At 71.8% G+C, this 11,993-nt stretch carries 11 protein-coding genes; 4 read left to right on the forward strand and 7 right to left on the reverse strand.

Annotated elements, in window-relative coordinates; genetic code table 11:
• Positions 1 to 151 precede the first annotated feature (151 nt).
• Both dapD and M3677_RS04395 read left to right on the forward strand, forming a co-directional pair.
• On the forward strand, positions 152 to 1,120 hold the full coding sequence (gene dapD / locus M3677_RS04390; protein WP_251159877.1) for a 2,3,4,5-tetrahydropyridine-2,6-dicarboxylate N-succinyltransferase: 969 nt from the start codon (positions 152 to 154) through the stop codon (positions 1,118 to 1,120).
• Between the two features lie 23 nt (positions 1,121 to 1,143).
• Positions 1,144 to 1,959, forward strand: coding sequence for an alpha/beta hydrolase (locus tag M3677_RS04395; RefSeq protein WP_251159878.1), 816 nt, complete (start codon positions 1,144 to 1,146; stop codon positions 1,957 to 1,959).
• Between the two features lie 489 nt (positions 1,960 to 2,448).
• Here the strand turns inward: M3677_RS04395 and M3677_RS04400 are convergent, their stop codons facing one another.
• The 7 genes from M3677_RS04400 to typA all read right to left on the reverse strand — a co-directional run bounded on the left by M3677_RS04400 (position 2,449) and on the right by typA (position 10,554).
• A complete protein-coding gene (locus M3677_RS04400) occupies positions 2,449 to 3,747 on the reverse strand; it encodes a citrate synthase (RefSeq protein ID WP_081984701.1) in 1,299 nt (432 codons plus the stop codon).
• 194 nt (positions 3,748 to 3,941) lie between these two features.
• On the reverse strand, positions 3,942 to 5,060 hold the full coding sequence (gene dapC, locus M3677_RS04405; RefSeq protein ID WP_308201965.1) for a succinyldiaminopimelate transaminase: 1,119 nt from the start codon (positions 5,058 to 5,060) through the stop codon (positions 3,942 to 3,944).
• A 13-nt stretch (positions 5,061 to 5,073) separates the two neighbouring features.
• A complete protein-coding gene (fdxA, locus tag M3677_RS04410) occupies positions 5,074 to 5,391 on the reverse strand; it encodes a ferredoxin (RefSeq protein WP_066652836.1) in 318 nt (105 codons plus the stop codon).
• 37 nt (positions 5,392 to 5,428) lie between these two features.
• Positions 5,429 to 6,694: a PIG-L family deacetylase gene (locus tag M3677_RS04415; protein ID WP_251159879.1), complete on the reverse strand. Its 1,266-nt coding sequence runs from the start codon at positions 6,692 to 6,694 to the stop codon at positions 5,429 to 5,431.
• Positions 6,695 to 6,713: 19 nt separating this feature from the next.
• A complete protein-coding gene (locus M3677_RS04420; protein WP_066652830.1) occupies positions 6,714 to 7,253 on the reverse strand; it encodes a hypothetical protein in 540 nt (179 codons plus the stop codon).
• A 75-nt stretch (positions 7,254 to 7,328) separates the two neighbouring features.
• Complete coding sequence (locus M3677_RS04425) at positions 7,329 to 8,522, reverse strand: amidohydrolase (RefSeq protein WP_251159880.1); 1,194 nt, start codon at positions 8,520 to 8,522, stop codon at positions 7,329 to 7,331.
• 109 nt (positions 8,523 to 8,631) lie between these two features.
• Positions 8,632 to 10,554: a translational GTPase TypA gene (gene typA, locus M3677_RS04430; protein WP_066652823.1), complete on the reverse strand. Its 1,923-nt coding sequence runs from the start codon at positions 10,552 to 10,554 to the stop codon at positions 8,632 to 8,634.
• A gap of 139 nt (positions 10,555 to 10,693) precedes the next feature.
• Here typA and M3677_RS04435 point away from each other — a divergent pair, with 139 nt between their 5' ends.
• The gene (locus M3677_RS04435; RefSeq protein ID WP_251159881.1) at positions 10,694 to 11,443 is read left to right on the forward strand and encodes a CPBP family intramembrane glutamic endopeptidase; all 750 of its coding nucleotides are present in this window, start codon (positions 10,694 to 10,696) and stop codon (positions 11,441 to 11,443) included.
• Positions 11,440 to 11,979 carry a GNAT family N-acetyltransferase gene (locus tag M3677_RS04440; RefSeq protein ID WP_251159882.1) on the forward strand — a complete coding sequence of 180 codons (540 nt, stop codon included), beginning with the start codon at positions 11,440 to 11,442 and terminating at the stop codon, positions 11,977 to 11,979. The genes M3677_RS04435 and M3677_RS04440 overlap by 4 nt, the downstream gene beginning before the upstream one ends.
• Positions 11,980 to 11,993: the final 14 nt, after the last annotated feature.

The raw sequence follows: 11,993 nt of genomic DNA on the forward strand, positions 1-11,993 counted from the left end.
CCTCAGCGGACGGTGAGGCGACCACCGGTGGACGGTGCCGATCCGTCCACAGCACCCGCGCCTCCAGGCCGGCCTGGTCGCGTCACCGACGTTCTCCACAGACCGTCTCCCCGGACGGGTCGCCGACCGGCCCGCTCGCTACCCTGGTGGCGTGACCGACGCGACCGCTGCCACCGACCGACCCACGCACGCCTGGGGCCACGGCCTCGCGACGATCGCCGCCGACGGCACCGTCCTCGACACCTGGTACCCCGAGACGCACCTCGGTGCGCGTCCGGCCGACGCGGTGTTCCCGCCCGAGCTCGAGGCGCACGTCGGCGACGACCCCCGGCGCGAGGTCCGGATCGAGGCGGTGACGACCGAGATCGTCATCGACGACGCACCGATCAGCACGCCCGATGCGTACCTGCGGCTGCACCTGCTCAGCCACCTGCACGTCCGGCCGAACACCGTCTCGCTCGACGGCGTCTTCGGTCACCTGCCGATCGTCGCCTGGACCAACGCCGGCCCGGTGCACCCGGACGCCCTCGTCCGCCTTCGTCCGGTCCTGCAGCGTGCGGGCATCGCGGTGCACGCGGTCGACAAGTTCCCCCGCCTGCTCGACTACGTCGTGCCGGACCGGGTGCGCATCGGCGACGCCAACCGGGTGCGGCTGGGCGCACACCTGGCTCCCGGCACGACCGTCATGCACGAGGGCTTCGTGAACTTCAACGCCGGCACGCTCGGTGACGCCATGATCGAGGGTCGGGTGTCGCAGGGGGTCGTCGTCGGAGACGGCACCGACATCGGTGGGGGTGCGTCGATCATGGGGACCCTGTCCGGCGGCGGGACGCACCGGGTGTCGCTGGGCGAGCGGGCGCTCCTCGGGGCGAACGCCGGCCTCGGCATCTCGCTCGGCGACGACTCCGTGATCGAGGCCGGACTCTACGTGACGGCCGGCACCAAGGTCGTCCTGGTGGGGGTCGCACCGAACCCGGACGGCACGCCGCGCACCGTGAAGGCCGCAGAGCTGTCGGGCGTGCCGAACGTGCTGTTCCGGCGCAACTCGCTCTCCGGTGCGGTCGAGGCCCTGCAGCGCCAGGGCCAGGGCATCCAGCTCAACACGGCGCTGCACGCGTAGCGCCGCTCCCGACGAGAGACGGCATGGGGGCGACGATCGCGGGGCCGCACGGACCGGTGCCCGTCCGGCGGTACGGACGCCCGGGCGGACCCACACTGGTCTGGTTGCACGGGGGCGGGTTCTTCCGCGGTGGCCTCGACCAACCGGAGTCGCACGCCGTCGCCACCGCGCTGGCCGCCCACGGGCTCGCCGTCGTGACCGTCGACCACCGCCTCGCTCCGCTGCCCGGGCTGCCCTGGGTCGGACGCCGTGGAGCTCGGCCCCGGGCGCGGTGGCCCCACGCGCGCGACGACGTGCTCGCGGTGGTCCGACACACGAGGGCGCACACCGACGGGCCGCTGCTGCTCGGTGGGGCGAGCGCGGGGGCGTGCCTCGCGTCCGCCGCGACGCTCGGCCTGCTCGATGCCGGCGACCCGCCGGAGGGCGTCGTCCTCGCGTACGGCTTCCACCACGCCCGACTCCCCCGCGACCGCGCCGTGCAGCGCACCGTCCGCGGACACCGCCGTGTGACGCACGCCCCGTGGGCACTCGACGTCGCGAACCGGAACGCGGTGCCCCGGACGGCACTCGGGCAGCGGACCGCGTTCGCCGGCGGACAGGACCTGACCGGCTTCCCGCCCGCCTTCGTCGTCGACGCCGCGTCCGACGCGATGCGGGCGTCGGGCGAGCGGTTCGCTGCCGAGCTCGTCTCGGCGGGCACGTCGGTGGAGCGACACGTCCTGCCCGATCGGCACGCCTTCCTGAACCGACCGGGCACGCCCGCGTTCCGTGCTGCCGTCGACCTGCTCGGGACCTGGGCGACGGGCCGATTCCCGGCGGCGGCGCACCGCGCCTGCTGAACGCCGCTCCTGAGCGCGGCGCCTGACCGCCGCTCCCGAGCGCCGCTCCTGAGCGCCGCGAGGAGTTCGCCGCGAGCCGGGTGACGCCGCCGGGGACCGACGGACCCCGGGCGCACTCACGGAACCGGGCGCACCCAGCAGAACCGGGCGCACCCAGCAGAACCGGGCGCACCCAGCAGAACCGGGCGCACCCAGCAGAACCGGGCGTACCTGATCCGCAGGATCGACCAGGTACGCCCGATTCCGCTTGCCATGGCACGCGTGTCGGGAAGGAACGAGCTGCGCGCCGGACGGGAGGCGCGTTCGCAGTTGCGCTCAGGTCACCGAGCGGGCAGGACACGCCGCGCGTCTCCTGCCGAGCGGGCAGGAACCGTCGCCGGACGACGCCGAGCGTCACAGAAATAGCCCGCTCGCGGCTCGCGACCGTCGAGCGTGACGGAAGAGGCCCGCTTGCGGGGCGCGAGCGGGCCTTCGGACCGGGGCCGGACGTCAGCGGGCGGGCAGGTCCCGCTCCGGGTGCCCCACGTAGAGCTGCTGCGGGCGGCCGATCTTGTTGAGCGGGTCGTTGTTGAGCTCACGCCACTGGGCGATCCACCCCGGCAGACGCCCGATGGCGAACAACACCGTGAACATGCGCGGCGGGAAGCCCATCGCCCGGTAGATGATGCCCGTGTAGAAGTCGACGTTCGGGTAGAGCTTGCGGCTGACGAAGTACTCGTCCTCGAGCGCGATCTGCTCGAGTTCCATCGCGATGTCGAGCAGGTCGTCCTGCACCCCGAGCGACTGCAGCACCTCGTGCGCGGACTCCTTCACGAGCTTCGCGCGCGGGTCGTAGTTCTTGTAGACGCGGTGCCCGAAGCCCATGAGCTTCACCCCGCGCTCCTTGTTCTTCACCCGCTCGACGAAGCGCGACACCGGCTCACCGGAGTCCTTGATCTGCTGCAGCATCTCGAGCACGGCCTCGTTCGCGCCACCGTGCAGCGGCCCGTACAGCGCGTTGATGCCGGCGGAGATCGACGCGAACATGTTCGCCTTCGTCGAGCCGACCAGGCGCACGGTCGAGGTGGAGGCGTTCTGCTCGTGGTCCTCGTGCAGGATGAGGAGCCGCTCGAGAGCCTTCGACAGCACCGGGTTCGGTTCGTAGGGCTCGGCCATGGTGCCGAAGTTCAGCCGGAGGAAGTTGTCGACGAACGACAGCTTGTTGTCCGGGTAGAGGAACGCCTGCCCGATCGCCTTCTTGTGCGCGTAGGCGGCAATGACCGGGAGCTTCGCGAGGAGCCGGACGGTCTGCAGCTCGACCTTCTCGGGGTCGTCGACGTCCATGTCGTCCTCGTAGTACGTCGACAGTGCGCTCACGGCGCTCGACAGCACCGACATCGGGTGCGCCGAGTGCGGCAGTGCGTCGAAGAGCCGGCGGAGGTCCTCGTGCAGCAGCGTGTGCCGACGGATGCGGGCGTCGAAGTCGTCGAGCTCGTCCTTCGTGGGGAGCTCACCGTAGATGAGGAGCCACGCGACCTCGAGGTACGTGCACCCCGATGCGACCTGGTCGATCGGGTACCCGCGGTAGCGCAGGATCCCCTGGTCGCCGTCGATGTACGTGATGGCGCTCTTGGTCGCGCCGGTGTTGACGAAGCCGTAGTCGAGCGTGTTCAGCCCGGTCTGCTTCTTCAGCGAGGAGATGTCGATGGCGGACGCGCCGTCGACGCTCGGCAGGATCGGGAACTCCGCCGTGCCACCCGGGAACGTCAGTGTCGCCGTCTCCGTCGACTCCGCGGCGGCGGGGCTCACGGGGACGGGCGTGGTGGGCGGTGTGGCCGTCTTCTGAGCGTCGTTGGCAGTGTCAGTCACGACGACAGCCTAACTGCGCCGACTGTCGGTCGTGCACCACCGGAAGGCGGAGATCTGGTGGATTCCACGGATTGTGCGGGGAGCGCACAGCGGTCCCACCCCTCGTCACGACCGGGAGGCGCGGCCCACCTCGATCAGGACGCGGCCAGTCTCCGGGTGCTCGCCAGCCGCTGCGCCGCGGCCGCGATCCGGTCGTCGGTCGCGGTGAGCGCCACCCGGACGTGCTCCGCCCCGGCGGGCCCGTAGAAGGTGCCTGGTGCGACGAGGATGCCCCGTTCCGCCAGCCAGCCGACCGTGTCGAGCGCGGGCTCGCCGCGGGTCGCCCAGAGGTAGAGCCCGGCCTCGCTGTTGTCGATCCGGAAGCCCGCTCCTTCGAGTGCCCGTCGGAGTATGTTCCGACGGGCCCGGTAGCGGGCCTTCTGCTGCTGCACGTGCCTGTCGTCGGCGAGGGCCACGATCATCGCGTCCTGGACCGGCAGCGGCGGCATCATGCCGGTGTGCTTCCGGACCGCCAGCACGTCGGCCAGGATCGCGGCGTCCCCCGCGACGAAGGCAGCACGGTACCCGGCGAGGTTCGACTGCTTCGACAGCGAGTACACGCTGAGCACGCCGTCCACCCGATCGCCCACGACCTGCGGGTCGAGGATCGAGGGTGTCGGCGACGCGTCGTACGGCGGCTCCCACCCGAGCTCGGCGTAGCACTCGTCGCCGACGATCACGGCGCCGAGCTCCCGCGCCCGTGCGACCGCGGCGCGCAGCTGTTCGACGGACAGCACGCGACCGTCCGGGTTGCCGGGCGAGTTCAGCCACACGAGCTTCGTGCTCTCCGGCCATGCGGCGGGGTCGTCCGAGGCGAGCGCGTCAGCGCGCACGAGCGCGGCTCCGAGCTCGTAGGTCGGGTACGCGGCCTCCGGGAACACGACGGTGTCCCCCGGGCCGATCCCGAGCCAGAGCGCGAGCCCGGCGATGAACTCCTTCGAGCCGATGGTCGGGAGCACCTGCTCGGGCGTCAGCGTGATGCCCTGCCGACGGCCGTACCAGTCGGCGATCGCCTCGCGCAGCGCGGGCGTGCCGGCGACCTGCGGGTAGGCGTGCGCGTCGGTGGCACCCGCCAGGGCCCGTCGGACGATCTCGGGGGTCGGGTCGACGGGCGAACCGACGCTGAGGTCGACGATGCCGCCCTCGTACGCCGCTGCGCGCTGCTTGAACGGGACGAGCTGGTCCCAGGGGAAGTCGGGGAGGTCGAGCACCACGGAGCGGTCCGGGTCAGCCGCGCGGGGGCTGGGCCGTGATGACGGGGTGGTCCTTGTGGATCACACCGACCTTGGCGGCACCGCCGGGCGAACCGACCTCGTCGAAGAACTCGACGTTGGCCTTGTAGTAGTCGGCCCACTCGTCCGGCAGGTCGTCCTCGTAGTAGATCGCCTCGACCGGGCAGACCGGCTCGCACGCACCACAGTCGACGCACTCGTCGGGGTGGATGTACAGCGACCGGTCACCCTCGTAGATGCAGTCGACCGGGCATTCGTCGATGCAGGCGCGGTCCTTGACGTCGACACAGGGCTGGGCGATCACGTAGGTCACGGTGCGGGTGCTCCCTTCGGACTGAGCGTGGTCGAGTCTACTCGCGGCGCCCGGGAGCCCCGGACCGCGCGGTGTCCGTGGACGATGCGGCAGCCGTCCCGGCCCCGGCTCCGGCTCCGGACGCCGACGCCGCCGCGGCGCGGGCTCGCAGCCCCGACAGGTCGGGCCAGGCGAGGGCGAACGCCGCGATCGCCGCCGGCGCGAAGGTCCAGACGTAGCCGGCGAGGTTCGCGAGCACCAGCGGGGACGACTGCCCGCCGACGCTCACGAGCACCTGCGTCGCGACGATGATCCCGATGCCGGCCGCTGCGACCATCGCCCGCGAGCGGTACAGGAGGCGCAGTCCCACCACGAGTCCGAGCACGATGAGCGTCGTCAGGACCATGCCGACCGGGAAGCCCGCGAGCCGCTGCTGGTGCGTGACGGTCCCGAGTGCTCCGACGACGAGCCCGGCGACCGCCGCGACGACGACCGCCGTCACCTTCCCCTGAGGGGTGAGCTCGGCGAAGGTCTCGGGAGCGTGGGGCACCGGGTCGGCGTCGTGCCGGAACGCCTCGACCGCGGGGGCCTCCTGCCGGACGCCGTGGGGCATCACCCAGGTCAGGCGCTGCGGATCCGTCGGGTCCACGGGGTCGATGGCGACCTGCGACCGGTACTGCTCGACGGCGGCGCGGACCTTCGCCCGGACGGGGACGACGTCGACGGTCAGGTCGACCTCGTCCGACGTCGGGTCGACGATCATCGAGAAGGGGACCTCCTCTGCCCGGGCCGCGTACCGGGCAGCGTGGTGCACCCGCACGTGGTCCGGGTGGCCGTACCCGCCGTCGTCGGCGTAGCTGACCACCGCGTCGGCGCCGGTGGAGCGGATCGCCGCGCGCACGTCGTCGACGACCTCGCCCAGGTCCGCCGCGGTGAGCGAGTCGGCCGGGGCGTCGTCGGCGGCCGTCGCGCGTCCGTCCGGTCCCCACTGCATGCCGGAGTCGCTGTACCGCCGCTCGGGCAGGTCGGTGGGACGTGCTCCCCGGCCGCCGAGCCACAGGTGTGCCGGACCGCCGAGCGCGGCCAGCGCGGCGGCGATCTCGGTCTCGCGGTGTGCCGCGACACGGGGGCCGTCACCGAAGAGCGGCGCCAGGGCCTCGGTGAGCATCTCGCCGCGCTCGCCCCGCGTGGCGGTGAGCACCGTCACCTCGGCGCCGAGCTCGAGCAGGGTGGCGATGGTGCCGCCGGACGACAGGGTCTCGTCGTCGGGATGGGCGTGCACGAACAGGACGCGCTCGGGACGCGGTGCGGGAGCCTTGGACATCGCGTCCCAGGGTACTTCGCTAGCGGGGCGTGACGATGTACGTCGCGGTGACGCCGTCCGACGACTCGGACACCGTCAGCACCACGCGGTACGCGTCGCTGCGGAACATCCCGAACGCGCTCGACGTGTCCGCACGCTTCGCGGACTCGGTGTACCCGGCGGCAGCGAGCTGCTCGGCGGCCGCCGCGAAGTCGTCGACCGAGGCCACGCGGACCTGCACCACCCAGCCGGAACCGTTCGGCCCGGCCCCACCGCCGAGCACGGTGCCGTCGACGAGCGGGACGTCGGGGGTCGGGAAGCCGTCCGGCACCCTGCCGTCGCTCGTCACACCCGTGCCCGACAGTGCCGCGTCGAGGGCGCCGTCGATGCCGCCCGCGACCGAGGCCATGCCGTCCTGGACCGCCTTGCCGTCGATGCCCTGCACGGTCTCGCTGACGTTCGAGGCGACCGACGAGCCGAGGTCGGTCGCCTGGCGCACCGCGTCGGCGGAGCAGCCGGTCAGGCCCGCGAGGGCGATCCCCGCGGTCACGGCGGCGATGAGGGTCCGGGTCGTGCGCATGCGGACACCCTAGGTGGACTGCCGGGAGGCGCGGCGTGCGTTCCCTGGGAAGTCTCCCGTCCGCCGCGCCGCCGGTCAGGACAGGTAGGTTCGGGCGGCTGCCGTCAGGGCGTCGACGCCGACCGGGATCGCCGTCTCGGCCTGCGGCGCGTAGAACGGCGAGTGGTTGCTCGGGATCTCCTCGCCGCGGCGGAACAGCTCCGGGTCGGTGATGCCGGTGAACCAGTACACGAGCGGCACCCCCGCCGCGGTGGCGAGCTGCCCGACGTCCTCCGACGCCATCGCCAGCCCGATCTCCAGGTCGCGCGCGCCGGGCACGACGGGACGGATCGCCTCGAGCACGCGCTTCGCCGCCTCGGGGTCGTTCACGGTGACCTCGGCACCCGGGGCACGCTCGATGGTCGGCGCGGCGAGGCCGCCCGCCTCGCTCTCGGCCCGCACGATGCGCTCGATCGAGGCGATGATCCGCTCGCGGGTCTCCTCGTTCCGAGCACGGGTCGAGATCTCGATGACGGCCTGGTCCGGGATGATGTTCGGCCGGGTCCCGGCGTGGAAGGCGCCGACGGTGACGACGCCGGCGTCGGACGGCGAGACCTCGCGGGAGACGACCGTCTGCAGCCGCACGACGGCGCTCGCGGCGGTGACGATCGGGTCGAGCGAGGCCTGCGGCGCCGAACCGTGCGCGCCGCGGCCGTTGAACGTGACCGTCAGCCGGTCGCTCGACGCCATGACCGGTCCGCTGCCGACCGCGACGATCCCGACCGGCGCGGGGGCGGAGTGCTGCCCCAGCACGACCTCTGGCTGCGGGAAGCGCTCGACCAGGCCGTCCTCGATCATCGCGCGGGCACCGGAGATCACCTCTTCTGCGGGCTGGAAGACGGCGACCACCGTGCCGTGCCACGCGTCACGGGTGTCGACGAGGCGCTCGAGGGTCCCGAGCAGCCACGTGACGTGGATGTCGTGTCCGCAGGCGTGCATCGTCGGGACCTCGACGCCCTCGTCGTCACGGCCGGTGTGCGTGCTCGCGTAGGACAGCCCCGTGCGCTCCTGCACGGGCAGGCCGTCGATGTCGGCGCGGAGCCACACGACCGGTCCGTCGCCGTTCGACAGGACGCCCACGACGCCCGTCCCGCCGACGCCCGTGGTGACCTCGATCCCACCGATCTCGGCCAGTCGGTCGGCGATCACACCGGCGGTGCGGTGCTCCTGGAAGCCGAGCTCCGGGTGGGCGTGCAGGTCCTGGTACAGGGAGAGGAGATCGAGGGTCACCCGTCCACCGTAACCCCGGAGCCGGAGGGCGCGGACGCCGACGGCCCGGCCACCTCGACGAGGTGACCGGGCCGTCGGACGGAGGCAGTGCCTCCAGGCTGTCGCGGGGTTACGCGTCCTGGCGCTTCAGGCGGGCGTACGCGCGCTGACGGGCCTGCGCGTCGAGCTCGACCTTGCGGATGCGCACGTTGTCGGGGGTGACCTCGACGCACTCGTCCTCGCGCGCGAACTCCAGGCACTCCTCGAGGGAGAGCTGGCGCGACGGCGTCATCGACTCGAAGGAGTCGGCGTTCGCCGAACGCATGTTCGTGAGCTTCTTCTCCTTCGTGATGTTCACGTCCATGTCGTCGGCGCGCGAGTTCTCGCCGATGACCATGCCCTCGTAGACCTCCTCCGTCGGGTTGACGAAGAACGTCATGCGCTCCTGCAGGTTCGTGATGGCGAACGGCGTGACGACACCGGCGCGGTCGGAGACGATCGAGCCGTTGATGCGGGTCTGGATCGGGCCCGCCCAGTCGTCGTAGCCGTGCGAGATCGCGTTCGCGATGCCCGTGCCACGGGTCTCGGTGAGGAACGACGTGCGGAAGCCGATGAGGCCACGCGACGGCACGATGAACTCCATGCGGATCCAGCCGGTGCCGTGGTTCGTCATGTTCTCCATGCGACCCTTGCGCGCGGCCATGAGCTGCGTGATCGCGCCGAGGTGCTCCTCCGGCGTGTCGATCGTCATGTGCTCGTAGGGCTCCTGGAGCTTGCCGTTCTCGTCACGCTTCGTGACGACCTGCGGCTTGCCCACGGTGAGCTCGAAGCCCTCGCGGCGCATCTGCTCGACCAGGATGGCGAGCGCCAGCTCACCACGGCCCTGGACCTCCCAGGTGTCCGGACGGCCGATGTCCTGCACCTTGAGCGACACGTTGCCGATGAGCTCGCGGTCCAGGCGGTCCTTGACCATGCGCGCGGTCAGCTTGTGGCCCTTGACCTTGCCGACGAGCGGGCTCGTGTTGGTCCCGATGGTCATCGAGATGGCGGGGTCGTCGACCGTGATGGTCGGCAACGGGCGGACGTCCTCGGGGTCGGACAGCGTCTCACCGATGGTGATGGTGTCGAAGCCAGCGACGGCGACGATGTCACCGGGGCCCGCGGACTCGGCCGGGAAGCGGTCGAGTGCCTTCGTGATGAGCAGCTCGGTGATGCGGGCGTTCGCGACGGTGCCGTCGTGCTTGACCCACGCGACCGTCTGCCCCTTCTTCATCGTGCCGTGGAAGATGCGGAGCAGCGCGAGGCGGCCGAGGAACGGCGAGGCGTCGAGGTTGGTGACGTGCGCCTGCAGCGGGTGCTCGTCGTCGTACGTCGGCGCCGGCACGTGCTGCAGGATCGCCTCGAACAGCGGCTCGAGGTCGTCGTTGTCGGGCAGCTCGCCGTCGTTCGGCTTGTTGCGGCTCGCGGCGCCGGCACGACCGGACGCGTAGACGACCGGGACGTCGAGGATCGCGTCGAGGTCGAGGTCGTCGACCTCGTCCGACAGGTCCGAGGCCAGGCCGAGGAGCAGGTCCTGCGACTCGGAGACGACCTCGTCGATGCGGGAGTCCGGGCGGTCCGTCTTGTTGACGAGCAGGATCACCGGGAGCTTCGCGGCGAGCGCCTTGCGCAGCACGAAGCGGGTCTGGGGCAGCGGGCCCTCGGACGCGTCGACGAGCAGCACGACACCGTCGACCATGGAGAGGCCGCGCTCGACCTCACCACCGAAGTCGGCGTGGCCGGGGGTGTCGATCACGTTGATCGTGATGCGGCCACCCGGGTTGAACTGCTCGGCGTGCTCCCCGTTGTAGAGCACCGAGGTGTTCTTCGCGAGGATGGTGATGCCCTTCTCGCGCTCGAGGTCGTTCGAGTCCATCATCCGGTCTTCGCCCTCGAAGTGGGCGTCGAACGAGTTGGTCTGCGTGAGCATCGCGTCGACGAGGGTGGTCTTGCCGTGGTCGACGTGTGCCACGATGGCGACGTTGCGCAGGTCGGACCGGGTGGCGAGCGCCATACAGGACATCCTTCAAGTGTTCGGAGAAGATCGGGCGGCCGACGGCGGCTCTCGCGCCGTGGTGGCACTGCCCGGGGGTGGGCTGGAACGCCCGACACGCCAGTCTACCGGTAGTTCGCAACCCTGAGGAGTACAGCGCATGACCCGACGGCGGACGTGGACCGAGATCACGATCGTCCTCATGCTCTCACTGGGTGGCAGCGCGCTGTACTCGGTGCTGCAGATCATCGACGACCTGTCGCAGACGACGCCCCTCGGCGAGCAGTCGACGGCGCTGAACACGTCGACCACGACCGTGCAGTACGTCGACCTCGCACGGCAGCTCGTCGGCATCGCGGTCGACCTGGCCCCGGTCGCGCTGGTCTGCTACCTCCTCTGGAGCGCCAGGCGCCCGCACCTCCACCGGCTCGGCATCGACCGCTTCCGGGCGCGGCCGGACCTCGGCGGTGCAGCACTCATCGCGCTCGGCATCGGCATCCCCGGACTCGCGCTCTACTTCACCGGTCGCGCACTCGGCTTCACCGTGGACGTCGACCCGGCGGCACTGAACACCTACTGGTGGACCATCCCCGTCCTGCTGCTCTCGGCCGTCCGGTCCGGGCTGCAGGAAGAGGTCATCGTGATCGGGTACCTGTACGAGCGACTCGGCGGGCTCGGGTGGGGGCGGTGGCAGGTCATCCTGTCGACCGCGGTCCTGCGCGGGAGCTACCACCTGTACCAGGGGTTCGGGGCGTTCGTGGGGAACGCGGTGATGGGCGTCGTGTTCGGGTGGATCTACACGAGGTGGGGGCGGCTGCTCCCGCTCGTCATCACGCACTGCCTGCTCGACGCCGTCGTCTTCGTGGGCTACCCCTTCGTCGCCCAGGCGTTCCCGGGACTGTTCCGGTGAGCGCACCGAGGTGGGGTCGGCTGCCCGGTGGACTGCGCGACCTGACGGCCGCCGACGGCGTCGCCATCGCGGCGGCCTACCGCGACGACGAGATCTGCCGCTGGCTCCCGGTCCCGCGGGGCCTGCCGCCCGAGGCGTACGGAGCCTGGGCCGACGAGGCCGCGGCGCTCCGCGCATCCGGCGACGGCCTCCGTCTCGCCATCGAGTGGGCGGGCGGTCTGGCCGGGTCGATCGAGGTCAGACGTGTCGACCGCCGGGCCCGGAGCTGCGAACTCAGCTACTGGTCGGTGCCCGATCGGCGCCGCACCGGTGGGACCGCGGCAGCCGTCCGTACCCTGGCGGACCACCTCGTCACGTCGGCGGAGTTCCGTCGCGTGGAGCTGCGGATCGCACCGGGCAACGCTGCGTCCCTCGCCCTCGCGCGCCGAGCCGGTTTCGTCCCCGAGGGGACGCTGCGGCGCGCCGGGTTCCTCGGTGACGGGTCGGTGGTCGACCTCACCGTGTGGTCGCGCACCGACCGGGACGTGGGCCGGTGACGGACGGGAGGCGC

The organism is Curtobacterium sp. P97 (assembly GCF_023712445.1).
Taxonomy (GTDB): Bacteria; Actinomycetota; Actinomycetes; order Actinomycetales; family Microbacteriaceae; genus Curtobacterium.

Coding starts and splice junctions, on each gene's coding strand:
- typA (WP_066652823.1), bottom strand. CDS start 10,554: ATGGCGCTCGCCACCCGGTCCGACCTGCGCAACGTCGCCATCGTGGCA.
- M3677_RS04395 (WP_251159878.1), top strand. CDS start 1,144: ATGGGGGCGACGATCGCGGGGCCGCACGGACCGGTGCCCGTCCGGCGG.
- M3677_RS04420 (WP_066652830.1), bottom strand. CDS start 7,253: ATGCGCACGACCCGGACCCTCATCGCCGCCGTGACCGCGGGGATCGCC.
- M3677_RS04435 (WP_251159881.1), top strand. CDS start 10,694: ATGACCCGACGGCGGACGTGGACCGAGATCACGATCGTCCTCATGCTC.
- M3677_RS04415 (WP_251159879.1), bottom strand. CDS start 6,694: ATGTCCAAGGCTCCCGCACCGCGTCCCGAGCGCGTCCTGTTCGTGCAC.